This window comes from Amycolatopsis sp. WAC 04197 (genome assembly GCF_003947475.1).
Classification (GTDB): domain Bacteria; phylum Actinomycetota; class Actinomycetes; order Mycobacteriales; family Pseudonocardiaceae; genus Amycolatopsis; species Amycolatopsis japonica.
On the sequence record NZ_QHJK01000003.1, the window covers coordinates 557022 to 579507 of the forward strand.

A 22486-nucleotide genomic window follows, 5' to 3' on the forward strand; every position below is an offset into this window, starting at 1 on the left:
CCGCTCCTCAGCGCAGGTAGACGCGACCGGGGTCGACTTCTTCGCGCAGCCGCCGGAGTTCGGCGGCCGCGGGTGGTTCGATGGTGGCCAGATCGGCGGCGACGTCCAGCGGCCACCCGGTGGCCGAGCGCACGTGGTCGGCCGTCACGCCGGGATGGACGGCGACCAGCCGCAGCGGCTCGCCCACCCCCTGCCGCGCGAGGATGCCGAGTTCGGTGATCACCCTGGTGACCCCCGCGCCGAGCGGGCGGATGCCGTCCGCCAGCGCACGGTCCGGGCCAGGCGACGTACAGAAGTCCAGTTCCTCCACAAAGGACCTCGGGTCGTGGCGGCGCATCACCACGAAGACCTCGCCGGAGTTCGCCATCACCTCCATCGCGCCGCCGGGGCCGGGGAGCCGCACCGAGGGTTCGGCCCAGTCGCCGATCACCGACGAGTTCAGGTTCCCCCACCGGTCGATCTGCGCGGCGCCGAGGAAACCGACGTCGATGTGCCCGCCCTGCAACACGTTCCCGAAGAGTGCTGGCATCGACAGCACCGCCTCGGCGCCGGTGATCAGCACGGCGTCGGCGATGGTTTCCGGCAGCTGGGAAGGATGCGCGCCGCAGACCCCGGACTCGTAGACGATCTCCAGGTCCGGCGCGACCGTGAGGTGCGCCAGCGAGGCGGCCAGGGTCGGCAGGCCGATCCCCGCGAACACGGTGCGTTTTCCGGCCAGCTCCCGGGAAGCGACCACCGAGAGCAGCTCGGACGAGGTGGTGTCCTTTGTGGACGTCATCGTGCGTTCTCCCGTCGCTTGCCGTAGTTCACCGGCAGGCTCAGCGCGTCGTCGACGGCGAGGCCCGCCCAGTACCGCTCCCCCAGTTTCGCCACGTATTCCGCGTGGTCCCGGGTGCCGAGCACCCATTCCGCCAGCCATGCCCGCAGGCGTCCGGGATCCGCGCTGATCGCCGACCACCCGCGATAGAAGGCGTTGTCGCGGTCGTAATAGCCCTGCGCGAACGACGGATGCGCGCCACGCGGGCAAGCCACCACGGCGTCGACCGCGTGTGAGGGGATGAGCGTCCGGTTGGGATCGCGGCGGATGACGTCGTCGTCCACTATCTCCTCGACCACCACCACGGCCTTCTTCGCCGCGTACACGGCTTCGGCCTGGATCCCGGTCAGGCCCCAGACCTGGGTGTTGCCCGACCGGTCCGCCCGCTGGGCGTGGACGATGGTCACGTCCGGGTTCACCGGCGGCACCACGTAGACCTGCTCGCCGTCGTCGTAGGGCGAGCGCACCTTGCGGAGGCCGGGGTTGACCGACGGGAGATCGCTGCCGGCGTACGAGCGCACCGGGTAGAACGGCAGCCGCTGCGCGCCGGCCAGGTACCGGCCGATCATGCCGTAGTGGCTGTACTCCTCGAACTCCAGCGGTTCGGGGTCGGCGCGCTCGATCCGCCGCCGCAGTTCGCCGAGCGAGCCCGCCGAGGAGTTGCCGACGAACGACGACACCAGCTTGCGCACGCAGCCGCCCGCGAGCATCTGGTCCACGACGATGTCCGCGGTCATCCGGACCACGGTGAGGTCGCGGCGGCCCTGCCGGATGATCTCGTGCCCGGCGGCGGTCGGGATCAGATGCGTGAACCCTTCGAGCGCGACGGTGTCGCCGTCGTGGACGAAGGCGGCAATGGCCTCGGCCATCGTGGTGGTCTTGTCGGTCACGGGTTCACCGTGCCAGGCGGCATTGTGCAGAGTCCAATACCGAATTAAGGTCAGATTGATATCGAACAATGAATAATCGAGGTGCGACATGGAGTTCCGTCATCTGAACGCCTTCCTGGCGGTGGCCGAGGAACTGCACTTCGGCCGGGCCGCGAAGCGCCTGCAGATGGCCCAGCCGCCGCTGAGTCAGCAGATCCGCCAGCTCGAACGCGAACTCGGGGTCGCCCTGTTCGAACGCAACACCCGGTCGGTACGCCTCACCAGCGCGGGCGAGTCCTTCCTCGCCCCGGCCCGCACCGTGCTCGACGACCTCGACCTGGCCACCCGTGCCGCGAAGGCGGCGGGCCGCGGCGAGTTCGGCCGGGTGACCGTCGGTTTCGCCGGGGCGTCGAGTCACGAGTCGCTGCCGCTGCTGACCAGGGCGGTCCGGGCCGCGCACCCCGGGCTCGAACTGGTGATGCGCGGGCAGACCTACGCCAACGTGGCGCTCGACCGCGTCGCGGACGGCTCGCTGGACCTCGGCTTCGTCCGCCTCCCGGTCACCCAGCCGGGTGTGCGGGCCAGGGTGATCGACGAAGAGGAGCTGATCTGCGCGCTGCCGTCCGATCACCGCCTGGCGGGGCGCGAGCGCATCCCGATCGAGGAACTGGCCTCCGAGGTGTTCGTCAGCTTCCCCGCGAACGCGGGCTCGACGGTCCGCGAGGCCACCGTGAAGGCCTGCGCCGAGGGCGGATTCACTCCGAAGGTGGTCCAGGAGGCGCCGGACTCGTACACGATCCTGGCGCTCGTCGCGGCAGGCGTCGGCGTGACGCTGACCCTGACGTCCTGCCAGCACATCCAGCAGACCGGGCTGGTCTACCGGCGCCTCGAGGGGAAGGCGATGCGCCTGCACGCGGCGCTGGCCTGGCGTGCCGACAACCCGTCCGCCGCGCTGCGGACCGTGCTCGCGGTCGCGCAGAAGGCGCTGCCCACACCCGCGTCCGGCACCGATTGATACGCCGCGGCACTTACTGACTGGCCTATTCAGTATTGGACGTGTCTCGGTGACGGCTGGCATGGTTCCGGCCAGAACAGGGACGTTGGCGCCGGGGGTCGCCGTGCCCGGGAACAACGGCGATCCAAGGAGACGGCATGGGTGCGGCGAATGCGACCGCGAAACGCGCGGGAATCGGGGCGTTCATCGGGTCGACCATCGAGTGGTTCGACTTCTACATCTACGGCACCGCTTCCGCGCTGGTGTTCGACAAGGTCTTCTTCCCCGAACTCGACGGAGCCATCGGCACCCTGGTCGCGTTCGCGACCTTCTGGGTCGGGTTCCTCGCCCGGCCGCTCGGCGGCATCATCTTCGGCCACATCGGTGACCGCCTCGGCCGCAAGAAGACGCTCGTCATCACGCTGCTGCTGATGGGCATCTCGACCACCCTGATCGGCGTGCTGCCCGGCTACGCGACCATCGGGGTCGCCGCGCCGATCCTGCTCGTGGTGATCCGGATGATCCAGGGCATCGGGCTCGGCGGTGAATGGGGCGGGTCCGTGCTCATCGCCTCCGAGCACGCGCCCAAGGGGAAATCGATCCTCTACGGCGCCTTCGCGCAACAGGGTTCGCCGGTGGGCAACACGCTGAGCACGGTCAGCTTCCTCGCGATCAGCCAGCTGCCGGACGCGGCGTTCGTCAGCTGGGGCTGGCGGATCCCGTTCCTGGCCTCGGCGCTGCTGGTCGTGGTCGGGCTGTTCATCCGCCTGAAGGTCACCGAGTCCCCGGCCATGGCGGGGCTGATCGAGGCCAAGAAGGTCGCCAAGCTGCCGTTGACCGAGGTGATCCGCAACCACCCGATGCTGATCGTGCTCGGCATCGGCGCCTGCACCATCGGCCTGTCCGCCACCTACTTCAAGTCCACCTTCGCGCTTTCGTGGGCGACGTCGGACATCGGCTTCAGCCGCAGCTCCTTCCTCACGATCATCCTGGTCGCCAACATCACCCAGATCCTGGTGCAGCCGTGGGGCGCGGTGATCGTCACGAAGATGACCAGCTGGCGCCGCGCGGTGTCGGTGATGCTGCTGCCCGAACTGGTGCTGATGCCGCTGATGTTCCTGCTGATCAGCACCGGGGACTACGCCTCGGCGATGGCCGGCGTCGTCATCGCCACCATCCCGCACTGCCTCTACTACGCCGCGCTCGCGGGCATGCTGGCCAGCCGGTTCCCCGCGCACGTGCGCTACACCGGGATCTCGCTGTGCTACCAGCTGTGCGGCACGCTGCTCGGCGGTACGACACCGATCGTCGGCCAGTTCCTGCTCAACCTCACCGGCTCGATCACCGCCGTGATCGTGTTCGCGGTCTTCCAGGTCCTGCTGACCATGGGCTGCATGCTGGCCCTGCTGAAGCGGCCCAACTACGACGAGCGTGCCGAAGAGCGGACGCCCGACGCCGCGGCGGTGACCCGGTGATCACCGCGAACGGCCTCGAAGAGATCCGGGCGCTGGCCGGACGCGATCTCGGCACGTCGGCCTGGCGGACGGTGACGCAGGACCTCATCGACACCTTCGCCGAGGTTTCCGGTGACCACCAATGGATCCACACCGATCCGGTGCGCGCCGCCGCGGGCCCGTTCGGCAAGACGATCGCCCACGGCTACCTGACGCTGAGCTGGGGTATCCCGATGTTCGCCGAACTGCTGCACGTCACCGGCATGGGCATGGCGTTGAACTACGGGCTCAACAAGGTGCGGTTCCCCGCGCCCGTCCCGGTCGGCAGCCGGGTGCGGCTGCACGCGTCGGTGCAGGAGGTGACGCCCGTGCTGGGGGACGGCGTGCAGATGGTGCGTGCCTTCACTTTCGAGCTCGAAGGTTCGCCCAAACCGGCCTGTGCTGCGGAATCGGTGACGCGCTACTACCTGTGACGCCTGCCGGGCGAAGATCGGCGAGGTGCTTCGGGCGCGTTGCGAAAGCCACTTTCGCAACCTTCAACGTTGCGAAAGTGGCTTTCGCAACGCCCGAAACCGGGAGGCGGGCGAGTCAGGCCCGCGCCACAACGCCATAAATCCGTGAAGGCCTCCTTCCCTACCCTGAAGGTAGCGAAGGAGGCCTTCACGGACAGGCGTCCGACACCCCCGCCAGGTCAGGAAGCGACGGTGTCGAGCAGCCGGTTGAACCGCAGTCTCGTGGCGCGTTCGACGGCGGAAAGCACCCCGGCGACGGTCAGGACGATGGTCCCCCACGTCGGCAGATCGACCGGCGAGACGAACCTGCCGACGTGCTCGGCAACGGCCGGGACCCGGGTGACGGCCTCGGCACCGTGCATGAGGCTGACGACGAGCGCCGCCAGGAGAACGAGGAGGCTCACCACACCGACAAGGGCGCTCGTACGCGGAAACCGCCGCCCGAATCGCGCCCGCAGTCCTTCCTGCGAACGATCGTGCGGCCGCAGCGCGCTTTCGGTGCCGTCGTCGGCGACGAAGTGGATCCGTTTCATCCCGAACGCGCTGGTGGCGACCTCGATGACGCCGCCGGGCACCGGAAACGACGTCGGCAGATTGGACCGATGGACCTGGACACCGTCCCGGTACAGCGCGGCGGGGCTCTTCCCGGACGCGTCTTCGTGCTGCTTCCGGGTTTTCGCCTCGGCCAGGTGCCGGACATCGACCGCGTACACCTGCGTTTCCCCGGACGGCGTCACGAGATCGAGGAAGAGCACCGAGCGGGAAAACAGTTGCCAGAGCCGGTATTCGGGGAGCGCGCTCCCGTCGCCGGGCCTGACTTTCCCGAGCTGCCACTGTCGTTTGAGGTTCTTCATGGTCCTTTCTCTTCCTGTTGGAGCAGGGCGTTCAGCCGCCGCAAGACGTCCAGTTGGGCCGGGTTGTAGAGCTCCGCCAAGCCCCTGACGACCATCGGCACGGCCAGCGCCGCCTGCGTCGTCGCGTCCACCAGGGACGGCTGCGCCTCGATCTGACCGCGCGCGACCGGCAGGAGTTCCTCGGCCACTCGCCGCCTCGTGACTTCGTCGGCGTCGGCCGGTAGCGCGTCCAACTCCGCTTGTGCCGGAGAGCGCGGCACCGCGTGCAGCTCCCGCACCGCCTCCATGGCCTTGGCGTCCAGCACGCGCGAGAAGACCATCAGCATCGAACGCTCCACTTCGGACAGATCGGCGACGTCCCCGTCGAAGCCCGGCGGGAGGTCGACGAGGCTGCGGCGCTCCAGGATCAACGCCAGTTCCTTCCGCATCCGTTGCTGCCGTTCGATGCTCGCCTTCAGTTCGGCGTCCAGCGCGCGTAGCGTCCGCTCCGCGTTCCCCTCCGACTCCTCCATCGCCTCGATGTCGGACAGCGGCACCCCCAGATCGACGAGCCGCCGGATCCGCAGCAGCCGGATCAGATGCGTGACGCGGTACCGCTTGTACCCGTTCGCCCCGCGTTCGGGCTCGTCGAGCAGACCGATCCGGTGGTAGTAGCGGACGGTCTTCAGGGTCGTGCCGGCCAGGTCCGCCAGCTCACGTGTGCTCCAAGCCATCTCCCGAAGTGGACACCATGCCCCTGGGGCACAGTCAAGGAAGATCACCGGATGGCGCCCGCGGCGAACGTCTTTCTTGACCATGCCCCGAGGGCACGGTCTCTACTCGAAACGGACAGACGCCCGACGCGCCACCCGAGGGGAACCATGCGGAGAGCCTTGACCATCGTCGTCGCCGCGACCACGGCCGCGGTGATGTTCGCACCACCAGGACTCGCTCAGACCGGCCTGGAGTGGGGCGAATGTCCCGCCGACGTCGCCAAGCACGGCCTGCGATGCACCACCATCGACGTCCCGCTCGACTACCGGGACCCGGACGGGCAGCGGATCCAGCTCGCGGTCTCCCGCCTGGCGAGCAAGAACCCCGACAAGCGCCGGGGCGTGCTCCTGACCAATCCCGGCGGACCAGGTGGCAGCGGCCTCGACTTCCCGAGCGGGCTCGTCGACCTCAAACTGCCGCAAAGCGTCCTGGACAGCTACGACATCATCGGCTTCGACCCGCGTGGGGTCGGCCGAAGCACCCCGGTCACCTGCGATCTGACCACCGAACAGCAGTACAGGGGCAACATCCCGCCCTACGCGCGCAACGCGGCCGACGTGCTGACACAGGCCCGGAACGCGAAGACCGTCGCCGGGCAGTGCGCCGAGTCCAAGACGGCGAACCTGCTCCCCCACGTGTCGACCGCGGCCACCGCCCGCGACATGGACCGGATCCGCGAGGCGCTGCACGAGGACAAGCTCTCCTTCCTCGGCTACTCCTACGGCACTCATCTCGGCGCGGTCTACACCACGTTGTTCCCCGACCGCGGCGACCGGATCGTGCTCGACAGCAACCTGGGCCCGGGTGGCCTGGACCGGACGGGCAGCAGGCTGTTCGGTCCGGGCATGGAGAAGCGATTCCCGGACTTCGCCGAGTTCGCCGCGGCGCGTCCGGAGTACGACCTGGGCACCAGCCCGGAAGCGGTGACCGCGAAGTACTTCGATCTCGCCGCCCGCCTGGACAAGACGCCGGTGCAAGGCTACGACGGCAACCTGTTCCGGCTGGCGACCTTCGGCTCCCTGTACCGCGACAGCCGGATGCCCGCGCTGGCCGAGCTCTGGAAGGCGCTCGACACGAATCAGCCGCCACCCCCGGCGGCCGCGGCCGAGGCGCAGCCGAATCTGGAGAACGCGGTGGCCAGCCACCTCTACGTCATCTGCAACGACTCCCGCTGGCCGAAGTCGGTGGGCAGCTACCTGCACGACGTCGCCGTCGACCGGAAGCACTACCCGATGTTCGGCGCGTCCGGGGCCAACATCCGCCCGTGTGCCTTCTGGCGGTCCGAGCCCGCCGAACCGCCCGTGCGGGTCGGTGACCAGGGCCCGTCGAACGTGCTGCTGGCACAGAACACCCGCGACCCGGCGACGCCGCAGGCGGGCGCCGAGCAGATGCGGCGCGCCCTCGGTGACCGGGCGCGGATGGTCACCGCCGACCAGGGTGGCCACGGTGCCTACCTGATCGGCGCGAACAAGTGCGCCAACGACACGGTCACCGCGTTCCTCACCACGGGCGAGCGTCCCCAGGACGATCGCGTCTGCGCGGCGGAACCGGCCCGGCACCCTCCTGCGGGCGCCAGCCATTCGAGCGAACCGGTGACGTATGACGTGGTGTCACTGGTCCCGCCGCCCCTCCCGTAAGACCATCGGAAGGCGCCCACTTCCCGTGGGCGGTGTCCAGAACGGGGAGAACAGTGCGGAACGACCTGCTGATCGTCGAGGATCTGCTCTTGCTGCTGCTCGACGACGAGACCGGGACGCCCGCGGCGGCGGGCACGCTGCCGTACACCCTCGGCGGTGCCGTGCTCGCCGAACTCGCCCTGCTCGGCAGGGTCGAGACGGGGAAGCCTTCCGCGTTGAACGGTCCCGAAATCATCGCGGTGGGTGACGGGCCGCTGCCCGATCCGGTGCTCCAGGCCGCGTACGACCGGATCGCCGGAAAATCCCAGCGCGTACAGCCGCTGCTGCTCGCGATCGGCGGAGACCTCTGGAAGACACTGACTGACAGGCTGATCGAACGCGGCCTCATCCGGCGCGAGAAGAAGCGGGTGCTCGGCCTGTTCCCCGTGACCCGCCTGCCCGCGGCCGACACGCGGCACGAAGCGGAACTCCGGGACGAGATCCGTGCCGTGCTGGTGGAGGACAAGACTCCCGACGCGCGCACCGCCGCGGTGACCGCTCTGCTGTCCGCGAGCGGCGCGTTGCCCACGCTCCGGCCGCCCCTCGCGTGGTCGGCGAAGGTCTACAAGCGTGCGAAAGACATCGAGAACGGCAACTGGGGTGCCGAGGCCGTCAACGCCGCCGTGGTGCGGACGGCCGCGGCGATCGCGGTGTCCACGGCCGTCGTGGCGGTCACCGCCACCACCGCCGCGACGTAGCCGGGAGCCGGGTCAGCGCACCAGACGGGCCGCCCGGATCGCGGCGTGGAGAATCTCCAGTGCGCGGCGCACAGGAGGCCCTGAGCTCTCCTGGCCTCTACGGGTCAGTAGCATCTAGAGGTACGTCGTCACCGATTTGGGGATCTATCCCGTGCTTTGTACTACTAACAACCGCTTGGTTTGTCTCGGTGATTCGTTCACCGAGGGTGTCGGCGACGAGGACCCGTCGTCCCCCAACGGCGTCCGCGGCTGGGCCGACCGCGTCGCGGGCACGCTCGCGGCGAACCACGAGGACTTCCGCTACGCCAACCTCGCGATCCGCGGCAAGCTCCTCGGTCAGGTCCTCTCGCAGCAGCTGGGGCCGGCGCTCGCGCTGAACCCGGATCTCGTGACGCTCTACGCCGGCGGCAACGACCTGATGCGGCCGAAGGTCGACATCGACGCCCTCATCGAGGATTACGACGACGCGGTCGGCAAGGTGGTCGCCACCGGGGCGCGGGTCATCCTGTTCACCGGTGTCGACGGGGGCGAAGACGCGTTGTTCCGCAGGATCCGGGGCCGCGTCGCGATCTACAACGAGCACGTCCGCGGGATCGCCGCGCGCCATGGAGCGCTGCTGGTGGACATGTGGGCGATGCGTCAGTTGCGGGACAGGCGACTGTGGGCGCCGGATCGTCTGCACCTGAACTCGTTGGGGCACAACGAGATCGCCATCGCCGTCCTCGACGCGCTCGGCGAGCCGCACAAGCTGACGCCCGCCGCGCTCGGGCCGCGGCCGTCGCTGAGCCCGCAGGCGCGGCGAACCGAAAACCTCCAGTGGGGTAAGGAACACGCCGTCCCGTGGATCAAACGCAGGCTGCGCGGCGAGTCCTCGGGCGACGCGCTCATGCCGAAGCGGCCGACGATGGACCCCTACACCTGACGCGGCCGAAGTCCGTCGAAGAGGATGCAGATCGTCCGGGCCCGGAATTCGGGTCCGGCATGCTCCGCCGCCTTCGCGGTTCCGATGATGACCGCGATCAGTTCTTCGACGCCGAGGTCCTTGCGGACGTCGCCGGTGTCCTGTGCCCGGCGGAGCAGCACGCCGAGCGCGTCCTTCAGGCGGACACCGATGACCGACCCCGCCGACGGCACGCTGACGCCGGCCGCCGACAGGGCTTCGAAGTAGGCGTTCTTGGCGCCGGACATCTCGATCCAGCCGGTCAGGAAGCCGAAGAACGCGGCGCCCGGGTCGGCCGAGTCGGCGGCCACCGTGGCCTCCGCTTCGTCGACGAAGCGGTGCAGGCGCGCGAAGAGCACCGCTTCCAGCAGGGCTTCTTTCGTCGGAAAGTGCCGAAACACCGTACCGACGCCGACGCCTGCTTCGCGGGCGACCTCTTCGGTGGGCGCACTGGTGCCTTTGGCCGTGAAGACGCGCTCCGCGGCCTCCAACACCCGTGTGCGGTTACGGCGGGCATCGGCTCGGAGCGGTTTCTCGTCCGTCACAGCGGGGATCCTAGACCCGTTGTCGAGCGCCTAGTCGGGCATCTCGTCCAACACGCGCGCCAGGGCCTTCGGGACGCCGGTGCGCCAGCCGCCGCCCATGATCCGGCGCGACATCCGTTGGAAGTCGTCGTCCGGGTCGAAGCCCTCGTGACTCAGGAACAGCCGGGTCCCATTGCCCTCCGGCACGAGCCGCCAGGTGACCGTCCACTCCGGACCCCAGCTGATGCTGAGCAGCCGCTCCGGCTCCACGGCCAGCACCTCGCAGGCGACCGGGCCGCCCGCGAAACCCGCGGCGGGAACGGGATCCGCCAGCAGCTCGAACCGGTGTCCCACAACGGGTTTGATGTCGTTCGGCATCCGAAGCCAGCGTTCCAGCAGAGGTGGTTCGGTCAGCGCGCGCCACACCTTGCGCGGCGGATGCGCCAGGAACTGGTCGACGTGAACGGCCGTCGGATCGTCGTCGTTCAGAAGTCCTCCTCGTCCAGCAGGTCGCGCAGGTTCCCCAGCTTGCCGCGCCAGTACCGCTCGTAGGGCGAAAGCCAGTCGGAGACCTCTCGCAGCGGCGCGGCGTCCAGAGAGTAGACGCGATTGCGGCCCTGCCTCTCCTCCCGGACGAGCCCAGCCTCACGGAGCACCCGAAGGTGTTCCGACAGGCTCGGCCGCCGCATGTCGAACCGTTCGGCGATCTCCCCCGCCGCGCGCGGACCGTCGAGGAGGATGCCCAGCACTTCACGCCGGGCCGGATTGGCGAGCGCGGCGAAGACGTCGTCGTTGACCGGCACTAGCGCGGCCAATTCCCGTAGCCCGAAGCTTCGAGCAGCCCCATCGCGTTGCCGTCAGGATCTTTCAGTGACGTCACTCGCCCCCACGGCATCTCCTCGGCGTCACCGACCTCGACGCCTTGGGCGCGGAGCTCCGCGATGTCGGCGTCGACGTCCGTGGTGGTCAGCTGGAAATGCACCCGCGTGTCGTGATCCAGCCCGCCGACCGCGCGATCGACGAGGACGAGCCCGGTGTCCGCCCCCTTGGGGCCGACCATGACGAACGGACCGTGCGGGCCGCTGACGTCGACGAGCAGGTCGAAACCGAGCTTGCCGAGGTAGAAGTCCCGCGCCTCGGTCAGATCGGAGACCGGCACGGTGAGGAACTGGATGCGGTCGATGTTCATGGCCCGACCATACGTAGGAGATTTCCTACATGTCAACTTTCGACGGCCGTACTACCTCGACATAGATCGAGGTCCAGGGTTCGTGACCAGCGCCGCAACGGCTTGAGTTCGCCTATGGACGAACTTTTAGCGTCGTCGTCATGAGCACAGAAACCACCACGCAGTCCCCCATCCGCCTCGCCGTCATCATCGGCAGCGTCCGGCACGAACGCTTCGCCGACGCCATCACCGGCTGGCTGCTGACCGAACTCGCCACGATCGACGGCGTGGAGGTCGATCCGATCGACCTCGCCGACATCGACCTCCCGTTGCAGGGAACGCGGCCCGGCGGCACCGAGACGGTGATCAGCGACAGGCTTCGCGACGCGGACGCCTTCCTCGTCGTCACCCCCGAGTACAACCACAGCTTCCCCGCGGCGCTGAAGAACGCGATCGACTGGCACTTCACCGAATGGGCGTACAAGCCCGTCGCGTTCGTCGGCTACGGCGCGGGATCGGGCGGCATCCGGGCGATCGAGCAACTGCGGTTGATCTTCCCCGAACTGCGCGCCACCACCATCCGCGACGCGGTCCTGCTGAACGCTCCGTGGACCCGCCTCGGCCCGAACGGCTACGAAGGAACCGAAGGCGAACGCGGCGCGCTGGCCGCCACGATGACCGAGTTGGACTGGTGGGCCCGCACCCTGCGCGCCGGACGCGTCGCGGCTCAGGTGAGTGCGTCATGAACCGCCTGACCGGACGGGAGCTGCGCATCGCGGCGGTGATCGCGCTCGGCGGGCTGATGGCCGTTCTCGACACCACGATCGTCGCGGTCGCACTGCCGCGGTTCATGACCACCTTCTCCGCCTCGCTCACCACGATCCAGTGGATCGCGACCGGCTACGCGCTCGGCATGGTCGCGGCGATGCCGCTCGCGGCGACTTTCGCGCAACGGTGGGGAGCACGCCGGGTGTACCTGGCCGCGCTGCTCGTGTTCGCGGTGGCGTCCGTGGCCGCCGGAGCCGCCGGTGATCTGGGCTGGCTGATCGCCGCACGGGTCGCGCAAGGTCTCGCGGGTGGCCTGATCAACCCCTTGGGGATGACCATCGGCTTCGGCGCGGTGGCCCCGGAACGCCGGAGCCGGATGACCACGATCACCGGACTTCCCTTGCTGATCGGGCCGATCCTCGGCCCGATGCTCGGCGGGATCCTGCTCGACGGGCTGTCGTGGCGGGCGCTGTTCTTCATCACCGTTCCGCCCGCCCTGCTCGCCGTCGCGGGAGTGCTCCGCTGGGTGCCCGCCGATATCCCGTCGGCCGAACGCACTCCGATCGACGTCGCCGGCGGTCTGCTGCTCGTCCCCGGTGTCGTCGCGGTGGCGTACGGATTCAGCGAAGAGACGGCCGGTCTCGAGGTCCGGGCGGCGATCGTCGCCGTCGGGCTGGCGCTCATGGCGGTGTTCACGCGCCGTTCGTGGCGTCATCGCGCACCGCTGCTGAACGTCCGGCTCCTGCGCGACCGGACGTTCGGGCGCAACGCCGCCATCCTCGTCCTGTACGCCGGGCCGTACTTCGGTTCGATGCTGCTGATGCCCGCCTACATCCAGGTGATCCGCGGCGACTCGGCCCTGATCAGCGCGGCGATGATGGTGCCGGGCACGATCGGGATGGGCATCGCCATCCAGTTCGCCGCCCGCCTTCTGGAACGCTTCGGCCCGCGGATCGTCGTCGGGACGGGGCTGAGCCTGGCGGTCGCCTCGACCGCGCTGACCGTCCTCGTCCTCGCGCCGGACACGTCGTACACGGTGCTGGCGATCTTGGGCGTGGTCCAAGGTGCGGGCACCGGAGCGATCATGATGCCCACCATCGTGAGCGCGGGCCGCGATCTGCGGGGGCCGGATCTCGCGTCCGGTTCCGCGATCCTCCCGCTGGCCAGCACCATCGCGAGCGCGGTCGGCACCGCGGCGGTGAGCGCGGTGTTCACCGGGCTGATCGCGGGTGCCACCGGAGGACAGGGGCTCGCCGCGGTGCACGGTTCGCCGGCGCTCACCGGGGAGATCGTCGACGCGTATCGTCTGACCCTCGTCGGCGTGCTCGCGGTCATGGTGCTCGCCCTGGTGGTCAGGCTGCAAACCCGGCCCACCATCCCGACAGCGGAACCCACGACGGTACGGAGCGCGGCATGACGACAACGACACTCGGTGCCCACCTGACCATCGGCGAGGTCGCGAGCAAGGCCGGGGTCTCGGCCAACGCCGTCCGGTACTACGAGCGCTACCGCGTCATCACCGCCGAGCGCACCGCGGGCAACGCACGCCGCTTCACGGTCGACGCCATCTGCCGGATCCGGCTCGCGGTCGCCGCCCAGCGGGTCGGGCTCAGCCTCGCCGAAAGCGCGGAGATCCTGGCCGAGATCCCGCCGATGTCCCCCGATCTCGAGCAGTGGTCGCGCGCGGGGCAACGGCTCATCGACGCCGGACAGGCCCGCATCGCCGAACTCGCCTCGGTGGTCGACGAGTACCGGACGCTCGAGTTCCTCAGGAGCTGAACGGTGCGTCGGCGGGATTCGTCCAGCGGAACACCGGACGGTTCTCCAGACCGGGGTAGGCCACGGCCATACCCCGGTCCGGGGACATCGACCACAGCCGCGCGTCCGGCGATGCGGCATGCTTCGCCCAGTCCGAAGACCAGCCGGGGATGTAGCGCTCATAGATACGGCGGATCCGGGCGAGGTCCTTGGCTTCCAGCCTCGCGGGGCCGTTCGTCCGCACTTGCCGGACGTCGTCGGGCGGATCGAACGTCGCGACCATGACGGCGACTTCGCGATGGTCGCGAGCCGCGGCCAGGAACGGTGACGGCAGGCCGTCCGACACCGGGGTGTGGAACCAGAACCTGCCCTCCTCGGCCACGAACCACATCATCGCCAGCGCCGGATTGCCCCGGCCGGTGGTGGTGGCGACGCTGGCAGGCAGGCGCGGCTCGTCGAGAAGCTCTCGTACCGCGAGAATCGGTCGGTCCATGAGGCAAGCCTGCAACCTCGACCGCGATCGAGGTCCAGCGCCCGTGGCCCAAGTCCGTGAAGGCCTCCTTACCTACCCTGAGGGTAGTGAAGGAGGCCTTCACGGACTCGCCGATCTCCCGCAAGAAACACGAAAGAGGGCCGCCCCCAACGGGACGGCCCTCTCTCACGTCGAAGACGCTCAGCGCTGCGGCGGCGGACCACCCTGCGGACCACCGAACGGACCCTGCTGCGGGAACGGCCCACTGCCCGGCCCCTGCGACGGCGGACCCTGGTACGGACCGCCCTGCGGACCCGCGGGCGGCTGCGGCTGCGGCAGCCGCGAAGGCGGCGGGGCCTGCGGAGGCTCCGGAGCGGCCTCCGGCTCCGGAGCCGGAGCGGCCTTCGGGACCTGACGCGGAGCGGGCGGCTCCTGCCGCGGCGTCGCGACACCGAGCGCCGGAACTTCCTTGCGCGCCACGGCTTCCGCGGCCGCGACGGCCTCGGCGACCTTCGGGTCACTGGAGGTGTCGAACCAGCCCTGGACCTCTTCGTCCTCCAGGTCCGGCTTCTCGACCGGGTCTTCCTTCGGCGGCTCGTAGCGGAACACGCCGTCGTCGCCGGGGGCGCCGAGCGCGCGGGCGAAGCCTTCCAGGGCCTTGCCGTAGTCGCTCGGGATCATCCAGACCTTGTTCGCGTCGCCCTGCGCCATCTGCGGCAGGGTCTGCAGGTACTGGTACGCCAGGACCTCGGGCGTCGGGCGCCCGGCCTTGATCGCCGCGAAGACCTTCTCGATGGCCTTCGCCTGCCCCTGCGCCTGCAGGTACCGGGCGGCACGTTCACCCTGCGCCCGCAGGATCCGCGACTGCCGCTCCGCCTCCGCGCTCAGGATCGCGGCCTGCTTGGCACCTTCGGCCGCGAGGATCTGGCTCTGCTTCTGACCTTCCGCGGTCTTGATCGCCGATTCCCGCTGACCTTCGGCGGTCAGGATCATCGCGCGCTTCTCACGGTCGGCGCGCATCTGCTTCTCCATCGAATCCTGGATGGAGGGCGGCGGGTCGATCGCCTTCAGTTCGACACGGGCGACGCGGATGCCCCAGCGGCCGGTGGCTTCGTCGAGCACACCGCGCAGCTGGCTGTTGATCGAGTCACGCGAGGTCAGCGTCTGCTCGAGGCTCATGCCACCGACGACGTTACGCAGTGTCGTGGTGGTCAGCTGCTCGACACCGACGATGTAGTTCGAGATCTCGTAGACCGCGGCCCGCGAGTCGGTGACCTGGAAGTACACGACCGTGTCGATGGACACGGTCAGGTTGTCCTCGGTGATCACGGGCTGCGGCGGGAAGGAGACGACCTGCTCGCGGAGGTCGATCCGCGCCCGCACCTTGTCCAGGAAGGGCACCAGAAACGTCAGGCCGGGAGAAGCCACCGTCCGGAACCGGCCCAGCCGTTCGATCACGGCTGACTGCGCCTGTGGCACCACCATGATCGCCTTGACCACGACGACGACCACGAACAACGCGAGCAGTCCGACGACGATGAACACCACTGTCTCTGACAACTACCTTCCCCTTACGTAGAAACCTGTTGCGGTGCGGCCGTCCGGCTCACAGCTCGGCCGAGACGACCGCCGTGGCGCCCGAGATCTCGACGACCGTCACCGATGTCCCCGGGGCGATCGGTTCCCCTTCGGTCATGCATCGTGCCGACCAGACGTCGCCCGCCAGCTTCACCTGGCCCGCTTCGACGTCCACTGTGGACACTACTACCGCTCGTGCGCCGATCAGCGCGTCGGTGTTGGTCTTGATGTCCGGCCCCGAGAGGAACCGGCGCTTGAGGGTCGGCCGGACGAGCGCGAGCATCCCGACCGAGACGACGGCGAACACCGCGACGTCGATGAACGGGTTGCCGGTCAAGGCGGCCGAGCCCGCCCCGAACAGGGCCCCGACGCCGACCATGAGCAGGAACAGATCACCCGAGAGCAGCTCGGCGATGATCAAGAGGATGCCGGCGATCAGCCAGATGAGAGCGCCTGTCATGCGTTCATGCTCCCAGATCGCGTCGATTCATACCGAGGAAGCGAAACCGACGTGACCGACGCGTGACCTTGAGTGACCTCGCGCAAATCGGTCATTCAGGACTCTTCGCCGGGGTCGGAGACGAAGTCGATGAGCCGTTCCACCGCTCCGATCAGCGGCGTTTCCAAATCGCGGTAGCTGCCGACGGCCGCCAGGATCCGCTGCCAGCCCTCCCACGGCTCGCCCCAGCCCAGCGCTTCGCACACACCCTCTTTCCACTCCGTGCCGCGCGGGATCTTCGGCCAGGCGCGGATACCGACCACCGACGGCTTCACGGCCTCCCAGATGTCGATGTACGGATGCCCGGTGATCAGCACGTTTTCGTCGCGGATGGCGTCGACGATCCGGGACTCCTTGCTGCCCGCGACCAGGTGGTCGACCAGCACGCCGAGCCGCCGTCCTGGGCCGGTGCCGAACTCGTCGATCCGGTCGGACAGCACGTCCACACCATCGAGTGGTTCCACGACCACGCCTTCGACGCGCAGGTCGTGTCCCCAGACCCGCTCCACGAGTTCGGCGTCGTGCTTGCCCTCCACCCAGATCCGCGAATCGCGCGCGACCCGGGCCTTGAGTCCCTGGACCTGCACCGACCCGGACGCGGAGATCCGGCGGACCGGGGTCTTCGGGGCCGCCTTCGCCGGCACCAGCGTGACCGGTTTGCCTTCGAGCAGGAAACCCGCGGGGTTGAGCGGGAACACCCGATGCTTGCCGTGGCAGTCTTCGAGGACGACGTTGCCGTACTCGATCTTCACCACGGCACCGCAGTAGCCGCTGGCGGGGTCTTCGACCACGAGCCCCGGTTCCGCGGGCACCTCGGGGATCTTCCGCTTGCGCGGACCGGACAGCACGTCGTCGTACGAATGGGAGCGCACGGCGCCCGACGCTAGCGGCGCCCGGGGGCGGCGTCTCCCCGCCACGCCGATCAGGCGGCCATCCGCAGCATCGTTTCGACGAACGGGGTCCGCTCACCCCGCTCCAGCGGGCGCATCACGAACAGCGGCGCGAGCGCGACGCACCACGCGCGTACCCGTTCGGCGTCGAAACCCGGCAGATACGGCGCGAGCGCGTCGAAACCGTATTCGAGCGTTCCGCCGTCGCGCATCGGCAACGTGACCCAGTCGGCCAGATCGAACCACGGATCACCGACGCTCGGCCGCGGATCGATCGCGACCGCACCCCTCCCGGGCCCGCCGTCGAGGACGTTGCCCGGATGCAGATCGCCGTGCACGATCGCGAGCCCTCCCCCGCCGGTCGCCAGCGCGAGCGCCCGCCGCCTCGCCCGATCGAGGGTCTCCAGCGAAAGCGTGGCTTCGGCCACCGAACCCCGCAGCCCACGCTCGGCCAGGTCGTACATGAAGACGACACGGTCTTCCAACGTCGAGAACTCCGGCGGCGGAGCCACCGCGTGGATCTGGACCAGCAGATCGCCGACCTCGGCCCACGGGACGTTCGCTCCCGCCTCCAGCAGCTGCGTGCCCGGGTCGATGCCTTCCAGCAGGATCGCCCCGTCGGCGAGTGCGGTGTCCAGCACCTGCACGACGCGCGAGCAGCCGTCCCACGCCCGCAGCGCGGCGGCCTCCGACGCGGCGATCGCGTGATCCGGCGTCAGCTTGAGGACCTTCTTGACTCCGTCGTCCCCGGCACAGATCAGGGTCCGCCCGGTGTTACCTGGTTTCGCGTCGACGACGGTGAGCCCCCACCGCGCCGCCAGCCGCGCCACGAGAGCGGGCACTTCGTCGCACCACGCCGCGACCTCCGCCCCGAACCGCGTGACCAGACGCGCACGCGCCTCGTCGTCGATCAGAACAACGGCCACGGGATGGCACGCCAGTCGTCGCCCGGCTCCGGGAAGACAGCCTCGGCCAGGAGCAGTTCGGTTCGCTCGGCCAGCGCGCGGATCTCGAACCCGGTGAGATGCTCGCCGAGCGCGTCACCGAGTTCGCCGTCCAGCTTCTCGCGCAGGCCACGCAGCTTGCCGATCTCGTCGTCGGTCAGCCGCTCGCCGATCCAGCCCCAGAGCACCGTCCGCAGCTTCGGGTCGGTGTGCAGGCAGATCCCGTGGTCCACGCCGTAGACGCGGCCGTCGGCGCCGGCGAGCACGTGCCCGCCCTTGCGGTCGGTGTTGTTGACCACGATGTCGAGTACGGCCAATTCCCGCATTCCCTGCCGGTTCGCGTGCGCGAGCACCGCGGGTTCGCCGTCACGATCGTGCGCGTGCAGCACGACGCGCCAATCGTCCGGCACGCTGTCCGGGGACCGGACGTCGACCAGTTCCTCGTCGGTGGTCTCGATCCACAGCTGCACCATGCCGGGCCCGAACGGACCGTCGCGCAGCACCGTGGGCGGGATCGCGCCGAGCCCGGAGGCGTCGGCGATCATCGCCGTCGCGACCTCACGGCCGGCGAGCGTCCCGTCCGGGAAGTCCCACAGCGGCCGCTCACCGGAAACCGGCTTGTACACGACGTTGCCGGTGACGCCGTCGAGCTCGATCGTGCAGAACAGCGTGACGTTGGAGGCGTCGACGAGCCTGCCTTCGACGTCGATCTTGCCGCGCGTCACCAGGTCCCGCGAAGTCTCCGTCACCTCGTCAGTCCTCGAGGACGTCGACGTCGCGCCGGTACCCGTTCTGGCGCGGGCAGATGTGGCCCGCCGGGTCGAGCGGTTCCGCGCACAGCGGGCACGGTTTGCGGCCGGCGTTGACCACCCGGTCCGCCCGTTCCGCGAAGGCGCGCGCCGCACCGGGGCTCAGGAAGACGCGGACGGCGTCCGGCCCCTCTTCGGTGTCGTCCAGAACGACCGTTTCGTCCACCTCGCCTTCCGTCATGGCGAGCAGTTCGATGACGACGGCGCTGCTGTCGGCGTCCCAGCCGAGCCCCATCGTGCCGACGCGGAACTCCTCCTCGACCGGGACGGTCAGGGGGTCGACGTCGAGGAGCTCGTCGGGCGCGTCGTCCGGAACGTCCGCGCCGAACCGGCTGGCGACCTCTTCCAGCAGCGAGCTGAGCCTCTCGGCCAAGACCACGACCTGCTGTTTTTCGATCGTCACACTGATCGTGCGGACGTCCTCGGACGCCTGGAGGTAGAACGTGCGGTCGCCGGGCTCACCGACGGTTCCTGCGACGAACCGGTCGGGCTGGCGGAAGACGTGGATTACGCGAGACATGGCACCTTTGACCCTAGGCCACGGCCCCATGATCGGCATCCGCCGCCCCACGGTTCAGCCCAGGGCGAAACCGCTGCGCCCCGAGCCGTCATAGGCAAAGAGCCGAACCTAGGCTTCCCCTGTGGTTGAGATCGCCCCTTACGGCACCTGGACGTCTCCCCTGTCGGCCGCCGACGTCGCGGCCTCGGGAGTCAGCGCGCAATGGCTCGGAACGGCGGGAAACGAGGTCTGGTGGGCCGAAGCGAGAACAGGTGAAGGCGGTCGCGTGACCCTCGTGCGGTCCCGCGCCGACGGCACGGTCGAAGACGTCCTTACCGCTCCCTGGAACGTTCGGAACCGGGTCCACGAGTACGGCGGCCGTCCCTGGCTCGTCCTCGACGACGTCCTGGTCTTCACCCACTGGACGGATCAGCGCGTCTACCGTCGCGACCTGACCACCGGCGAAACGACGCCGCTGACCCCGGAACCGGCGACGCGGCACCAGATCCGCTACAGCGACCTCCGGCCCGGCTTGCCCGGCGAAGTGTGGCTGGTCCGCGAGCGCAGCACCGGCCCTCGCCGCGTCGACATCGCCCGCGACCTCATCGCGGTCCCCCTCGACGGCGGTCCGGAACGCGTGCTGACCGCCAGCCATCACTTCCTCACCGCACCGCAGCTCTCGCCCGACGGGAAACGTGCGGCGTGGCTCGGCTGGAACCATCCCGCGATGCCTTGGGACGGCACCGAACTGTGCGTCGCCGAACTCCGCGAAGACGGGACCTTCGGGCCGCACCGCGTACTCGCCGGCGCGGCCGACGTCTCCGTCTGCCAGGTCGACTGGGAGTCGGCGGACAGCCTGCTGGCCCTGCTCGACCCGCACGGGTGGTGGAACCTGCACCGGATCGGACTCGACGGCGGCATCACCAACCTGGCTCCGGCCGAACAGGAGATCGGCGGTGCGCAGTGGAAACTCGGCGCCCGCTGGTTCACGCCACTCGGAGGCGGCCGCTTCGCCGTCATCGCCTCGGGCAAGCTCGCCGTCCTCGACGAGGCGACGCGGGAACTGACCCCGGTGGCGGCCGCCGCCGACCTGACCGCGTGGTCCACCAACGGGCTGGCCGTCCACGAAGGCTGCGTCGTCGGCGTCGCGGCGGGCCCGAAACGCGAAGCCGCCGTCGTCAAGGTCGATCTCGCCGGTGGGACGGTGACCGAACTGGCTTCGGCACCCGAACCGCCTTCGCCCGACTACCTGTCGACGCCCGTCGAACGGATCTTCAAGACCGACGACGGCGACCGGATCCCGGCCTTCCTCTACCTCCCCGCGAACCCCGACTTCGCCGCGCCGGACGGCGAACTGCCACCGTTGTTCGTGTACCCGCACGGTGGTCCCACCGGCCGCGACAGCGCGGTGCTCGATCACGAGATCGCCTACTTCACCAGCCGCGGGATCGCCGTCGTCACCGTGAACTACGGCGGCTCGACCGGCTACGGCCGCGCCTACCGCGAACGGCTGCGGGAGCAGTGGGGCGTCGTCGACGTCGCCGACTGCGTCACCGTCGCCGAAGCCCTTGCCGCCGAAGGCACCGTCGACGGCGACAGGCTCGCGATCCGCGGCGGAAGCGCGGGCGGCTACACCTCCGCCGCGTCGCTGACCACTACGACGACCTATCGCGCGGGCACCGTCATGTATCCGATCCTCGACCTCACCCAGTGGACCGGTGACGGCGGCGAAACGCACGACTTCGAGTCCCGCTACCTCGACGGGTTGATCGGGCCGCTGCCGGAGACCGAGCAGCGCTACCGCGACCGGTCACCGATCAACAACGCGGGCACTCTCGCCGGTCCCCTGCTGTTCCTGCAGGGGCTGGAGGACGAGATCTGCCCACCCGAGCAGGCGGACCGCTTCGTCGCCGGACTGGCCGGACGCGGCATCGAGCACGCGTACCTGCGGTTCGAGGGCGAACAGCACGGGTTCCGGAAGGCGGAGACGATCGTGGCCGCGCTCGAAGCGGAGTTGTCGTTCTACGGTCAGGTCTTCGGCTTCGAGACACCCGGCGTGCCGAAGCTCCGGCTGAGCCGGTGAGGCCACCGAAGACGCGACCAGGCGACACGATCGCCTTGGTCGCCCCGGCGGGCCCGGTCCCGCCGGACCTCGTCGAGAAGGCGCTGCCGGTGCTCCGCAGCTGGGGCGTCGAGGTCCACGTCGGCGACTGCGTCCGCGCGACCTCCGCCGGTTACCTGTCGGCTTCCGACGAGGACCGGGCCGCCGAGTTCACCCGGGCCTGGCTGGACCCGGGAGTGACCTGCGTCCTCGCCGCCCGCGGCGGCTACGGCTCGCAGCGCATGCTCGACCTGATCGACTGGGCGGCGCTGAAGGCGGCCGGGCCCAAGATGTTCGCCGGGTCGAGCGACGTCACCGCGCTGCACCGGGCGGTGAACGTCCACATGGGACTGGAGACGCTGTTCTCCCCGATGCCCGCGACCACCCTGTTCGACGCGGTGGCCGCCGAACACCTGCGGCTTTCGCTGTTCGAACCGGAAGGCGTCCGGCTGATCACCTCGCCGACGTCGTCGCCACTGGTGCCGGGCGCCGCGACCGGGACGCTCATCGGCGGCAACCTCGCCCTGCTGACGGCCGGTCTCGGCGCGCCGGAACAGGGCTCGGCGCGCGAGTCGATCGTGCTGCTGGAGGACGTCACCGAGAGCCTCTACCGGATCGACCGGATGCTCACCCAGCTGCTGCGTTCCGGCTGGCTCGACGGTGTCCGTGGCATCGTGCTCGGTTCGTGGAAGTCCTGCGGTGATCCCGAGGAGATCCGCGCCCTGATGCTCGACCGGCTCGGGCCGCTCGGCGTGCCCATCGCGTGGGACTTCGGCGTCGGACACGTCCCGGCGTCGCCGACCATCCCTCTCGGAGCACGGGCCACCCTCGACGCCGACGCGGGAACGCTCCAACTTTTGCCATAACGGCAACGGAACTTGCGGTGACGGCCGGACCGAGGGCATCTTG

At 69.5% G+C, this 22486-nt stretch carries 26 protein-coding genes; 11 read left to right on the forward strand and 15 right to left on the reverse strand.

Annotated elements, in window-relative coordinates:
- Positions 1 to 7 precede the first annotated feature (7 nt).
- Both DMC64_RS15505 and DMC64_RS15510 read right to left on the reverse strand, forming a co-directional pair.
- A complete protein-coding gene (locus tag DMC64_RS15505; RefSeq protein ID WP_125734088.1) occupies positions 8 to 778 on the reverse strand; it encodes a CoA-transferase subunit beta in 771 nt (256 codons plus the stop codon).
- Positions 775 to 1686: a CoA transferase subunit A gene (locus tag DMC64_RS15510; protein ID WP_125734286.1), complete on the reverse strand. Its 912-nt coding sequence runs from the start codon at positions 1684 to 1686 to the stop codon at positions 775 to 777. Before DMC64_RS15510 ends, DMC64_RS15505 begins: the two co-directional genes overlap by 4 nt.
- A gap of 109 nt (positions 1687 to 1795) precedes the next feature.
- Between DMC64_RS15510 and DMC64_RS15515 the strand changes: the two genes are divergently transcribed.
- The 3 genes from DMC64_RS15515 to DMC64_RS15525 all read left to right on the forward strand — a co-directional run bounded on the left by DMC64_RS15515 (position 1796) and on the right by DMC64_RS15525 (position 4607).
- The gene (locus tag DMC64_RS15515) at positions 1796 to 2701 is read left to right on the forward strand and encodes a LysR family transcriptional regulator (protein WP_125734089.1); all 906 of its coding nucleotides are present in this window, start codon (positions 1796 to 1798) and stop codon (positions 2699 to 2701) included.
- Positions 2702 to 2838: 137 nt separating this feature from the next.
- Positions 2839 to 4155: an MFS transporter gene (locus DMC64_RS15520; protein WP_125734090.1), complete on the forward strand. Its 1317-nt coding sequence runs from the start codon at positions 2839 to 2841 to the stop codon at positions 4153 to 4155.
- Positions 4152 to 4607 (forward strand): MaoC family dehydratase, encoded by a 456-nt coding sequence (locus DMC64_RS15525; protein ID WP_125734091.1) that lies wholly within the window; start codon positions 4152 to 4154, stop codon positions 4605 to 4607. The genes DMC64_RS15520 and DMC64_RS15525 overlap by 4 nt, the downstream gene beginning before the upstream one ends.
- Positions 4608 to 4825: 218 nt before the next feature.
- Here DMC64_RS15525 and DMC64_RS15535 read toward each other — a convergent pair whose 3' ends face one another.
- Positions 4826 to 5500 (reverse strand): hypothetical protein, encoded by a 675-nt coding sequence (locus tag DMC64_RS15535; RefSeq protein ID WP_125734093.1) that lies wholly within the window; start codon positions 5498 to 5500, stop codon positions 4826 to 4828.
- Positions 5497 to 6213 (reverse strand): MerR family transcriptional regulator, encoded by a 717-nt coding sequence (locus tag DMC64_RS15540; RefSeq protein ID WP_125734094.1) that lies wholly within the window; start codon positions 6211 to 6213, stop codon positions 5497 to 5499. The genes DMC64_RS15535 and DMC64_RS15540 overlap by 4 nt, the downstream gene beginning before the upstream one ends.
- 147 nt (positions 6214 to 6360) lie before the next feature.
- Here DMC64_RS15540 and DMC64_RS15545 point away from each other — a divergent pair, with 147 nt between their 5' ends.
- From DMC64_RS15545 to DMC64_RS15555, 3 genes are all read left to right on the forward strand, one after another.
- A complete protein-coding gene (locus tag DMC64_RS15545) occupies positions 6361 to 7890 on the forward strand; it encodes an alpha/beta hydrolase (protein WP_125734095.1) in 1530 nt (509 codons plus the stop codon).
- A gap of 53 nt (positions 7891 to 7943) precedes the next feature.
- Positions 7944 to 8627: a GPP34 family phosphoprotein gene (locus tag DMC64_RS15550; protein WP_037337707.1), complete on the forward strand. Its 684-nt coding sequence runs from the start codon at positions 7944 to 7946 to the stop codon at positions 8625 to 8627.
- A gap of 175 nt (positions 8628 to 8802) precedes the next feature.
- Positions 8803 to 9549, forward strand: a complete 747-nt coding sequence (locus DMC64_RS15555) for an SGNH/GDSL hydrolase family protein (protein WP_125734096.1) — start codon at positions 8803 to 8805, stop codon at positions 9547 to 9549.
- Here DMC64_RS15555 and DMC64_RS15560 read toward each other — a convergent pair.
- From DMC64_RS15560 to DMC64_RS15575, 4 genes are read right to left on the reverse strand one after another with little or no spacing between them, the layout of a single operon-like run.
- Complete coding sequence (locus DMC64_RS15560) at positions 9540 to 10112, reverse strand: TetR/AcrR family transcriptional regulator (RefSeq protein WP_037337704.1); 573 nt, start codon at positions 10110 to 10112, stop codon at positions 9540 to 9542. The genes DMC64_RS15555 and DMC64_RS15560 overlap by 10 nt on opposite strands.
- 30 nt (positions 10113 to 10142) lie before the next feature.
- Positions 10143 to 10655 (reverse strand): SRPBCC domain-containing protein, encoded by a 513-nt coding sequence (locus tag DMC64_RS15565; protein WP_370324130.1) that lies wholly within the window; start codon positions 10653 to 10655, stop codon positions 10143 to 10145.
- The gene (locus DMC64_RS15570) at positions 10577 to 10894 is read right to left on the reverse strand and encodes a metalloregulator ArsR/SmtB family transcription factor (RefSeq protein WP_038513714.1); all 318 of its coding nucleotides are present in this window, start codon (positions 10892 to 10894) and stop codon (positions 10577 to 10579) included. The genes DMC64_RS15565 and DMC64_RS15570 overlap by 79 nt, the downstream gene beginning before the upstream one ends.
- Positions 10894 to 11280, reverse strand: a complete 387-nt coding sequence (locus DMC64_RS15575) for a VOC family protein (protein WP_038513717.1) — start codon at positions 11278 to 11280, stop codon at positions 10894 to 10896. Before DMC64_RS15575 ends, DMC64_RS15570 begins: the two co-directional genes overlap by 1 nt.
- A gap of 140 nt (positions 11281 to 11420) precedes the next feature.
- Between DMC64_RS15575 and DMC64_RS15580 the strand changes: the two genes are divergently transcribed.
- From DMC64_RS15580 to DMC64_RS15590, 3 genes are read left to right on the forward strand one after another with little or no spacing between them, the layout of a single operon-like run.
- Complete coding sequence (locus DMC64_RS15580; RefSeq protein ID WP_125734098.1) at positions 11421 to 12005, forward strand: NADPH-dependent FMN reductase; 585 nt, start codon at positions 11421 to 11423, stop codon at positions 12003 to 12005.
- A complete protein-coding gene (locus DMC64_RS15585; protein WP_125734099.1) occupies positions 12002 to 13444 on the forward strand; it encodes a DHA2 family efflux MFS transporter permease subunit in 1443 nt (480 codons plus the stop codon). Before DMC64_RS15580 ends, DMC64_RS15585 begins: the two co-directional genes overlap by 4 nt.
- The gene (locus tag DMC64_RS15590; protein WP_125734100.1) at positions 13441 to 13806 is read left to right on the forward strand and encodes a MerR family transcriptional regulator; all 366 of its coding nucleotides are present in this window, start codon (positions 13441 to 13443) and stop codon (positions 13804 to 13806) included. Before DMC64_RS15585 ends, DMC64_RS15590 begins: the two co-directional genes overlap by 4 nt.
- Here DMC64_RS15590 and DMC64_RS15595 read toward each other — a convergent pair.
- From DMC64_RS15595 to DMC64_RS15625, 7 genes are all read right to left on the reverse strand, one after another.
- On the reverse strand, positions 13796 to 14278 hold the full coding sequence (locus tag DMC64_RS15595) for a pyridoxamine 5'-phosphate oxidase family protein (protein ID WP_125734101.1): 483 nt from the start codon (positions 14276 to 14278) through the stop codon (positions 13796 to 13798). The two genes, DMC64_RS15590 and DMC64_RS15595, sit on opposite strands and share 11 nt — an antisense overlap.
- Before the next feature lie 180 nt (positions 14279 to 14458).
- Positions 14459 to 15805, reverse strand: coding sequence for an SPFH domain-containing protein (locus tag DMC64_RS15600; protein WP_016334240.1), 1347 nt, complete (start codon positions 15803 to 15805; stop codon positions 14459 to 14461).
- 58 nt (positions 15806 to 15863) lie between these two features.
- Entirely contained in the window at positions 15864 to 16295 is a 432-nt protein-coding gene (locus DMC64_RS15605) for an NfeD family protein (RefSeq protein WP_038513731.1), read from the reverse strand.
- 95 nt (positions 16296 to 16390) lie between these two features.
- The gene (locus DMC64_RS15610; protein ID WP_125734102.1) at positions 16391 to 17206 is read right to left on the reverse strand and encodes a DUF3097 domain-containing protein; all 816 of its coding nucleotides are present in this window, start codon (positions 17204 to 17206) and stop codon (positions 16391 to 16393) included.
- A gap of 50 nt (positions 17207 to 17256) precedes the next feature.
- On the reverse strand, positions 17257 to 18150 hold the full coding sequence (locus DMC64_RS15615; protein ID WP_125734103.1) for an aminoglycoside phosphotransferase family protein: 894 nt from the start codon (positions 18148 to 18150) through the stop codon (positions 17257 to 17259).
- Complete coding sequence (locus tag DMC64_RS15620) at positions 18135 to 18917, reverse strand: SCO1664 family protein (RefSeq protein WP_037337671.1); 783 nt, start codon at positions 18915 to 18917, stop codon at positions 18135 to 18137. The genes DMC64_RS15615 and DMC64_RS15620 overlap by 16 nt, the downstream gene beginning before the upstream one ends.
- 4 nt (positions 18918 to 18921) lie before the next feature.
- Positions 18922 to 19497, reverse strand: coding sequence for a DUF3090 domain-containing protein (locus tag DMC64_RS15625; RefSeq protein WP_037312366.1), 576 nt, complete (start codon positions 19495 to 19497; stop codon positions 18922 to 18924).
- A gap of 121 nt (positions 19498 to 19618) precedes the next feature.
- Here DMC64_RS15625 and DMC64_RS15630 point away from each other — a divergent pair, with 121 nt between their 5' ends.
- Together DMC64_RS15630 and DMC64_RS15635 are read left to right on the forward strand one after the other, a co-directional pair.
- A complete protein-coding gene (locus tag DMC64_RS15630) occupies positions 19619 to 21559 on the forward strand; it encodes a prolyl oligopeptidase family serine peptidase (protein ID WP_125734104.1) in 1941 nt (646 codons plus the stop codon).
- Positions 21556 to 22443, forward strand: coding sequence for an LD-carboxypeptidase (locus DMC64_RS15635; protein ID WP_125734105.1), 888 nt, complete (start codon positions 21556 to 21558; stop codon positions 22441 to 22443). Before DMC64_RS15630 ends, DMC64_RS15635 begins: the two co-directional genes overlap by 4 nt.
- The last annotated feature ends 43 nt before the right edge of the window (positions 22444 to 22486 follow it).

Bases quoted from the DNA above. Each gene is read 5' to 3' on its own strand.
- DMC64_RS15505 (WP_125734088.1), bottom strand. From the start codon at position 778: ATGACGTCCACAAAGGACACCACCTCGTCCGAGCTGCTCTCGGTGGTC.
- DMC64_RS15510 (WP_125734286.1), bottom strand. From the start codon at position 1,686: ATGGCCGAGGCCATTGCCGCCTTCGTCCACGACGGCGACACCGTCGCG.
- DMC64_RS15515 (WP_125734089.1), top strand. From the start codon at position 1,796: ATGGAGTTCCGTCATCTGAACGCCTTCCTGGCGGTGGCCGAGGAACTG.
- DMC64_RS15520 (WP_125734090.1), top strand. From the start codon at position 2,839: ATGGGTGCGGCGAATGCGACCGCGAAACGCGCGGGAATCGGGGCGTTC.
- DMC64_RS15535 (WP_125734093.1), bottom strand. From the start codon at position 5,500: ATGAAGAACCTCAAACGACAGTGGCAGCTCGGGAAAGTCAGGCCCGGC.
- DMC64_RS15540 (WP_125734094.1), bottom strand. From the start codon at position 6,213: ATGGCTTGGAGCACACGTGAGCTGGCGGACCTGGCCGGCACGACCCTG.
- DMC64_RS15545 (WP_125734095.1), top strand. From the start codon at position 6,361: ATGCGGAGAGCCTTGACCATCGTCGTCGCCGCGACCACGGCCGCGGTG.
- DMC64_RS15575 (WP_038513717.1), bottom strand. From the start codon at position 11,280: ATGAACATCGACCGCATCCAGTTCCTCACCGTGCCGGTCTCCGATCTG.
- DMC64_RS15580 (WP_125734098.1), top strand. From the start codon at position 11,421: ATGAGCACAGAAACCACCACGCAGTCCCCCATCCGCCTCGCCGTCATC.
- DMC64_RS15585 (WP_125734099.1), top strand. From the start codon at position 12,002: ATGAACCGCCTGACCGGACGGGAGCTGCGCATCGCGGCGGTGATCGCG.
- DMC64_RS15590 (WP_125734100.1), top strand. From the start codon at position 13,441: ATGACGACAACGACACTCGGTGCCCACCTGACCATCGGCGAGGTCGCG.
- DMC64_RS15595 (WP_125734101.1), bottom strand. From the start codon at position 14,278: ATGGACCGACCGATTCTCGCGGTACGAGAGCTTCTCGACGAGCCGCGC.
- DMC64_RS15605 (WP_038513731.1), bottom strand. From the start codon at position 16,295: ATGACAGGCGCTCTCATCTGGCTGATCGCCGGCATCCTCTTGATCATC.
- DMC64_RS15625 (WP_037312366.1), bottom strand. From the start codon at position 19,497: ATGTCTCGCGTAATCCACGTCTTCCGCCAGCCCGACCGGTTCGTCGCA.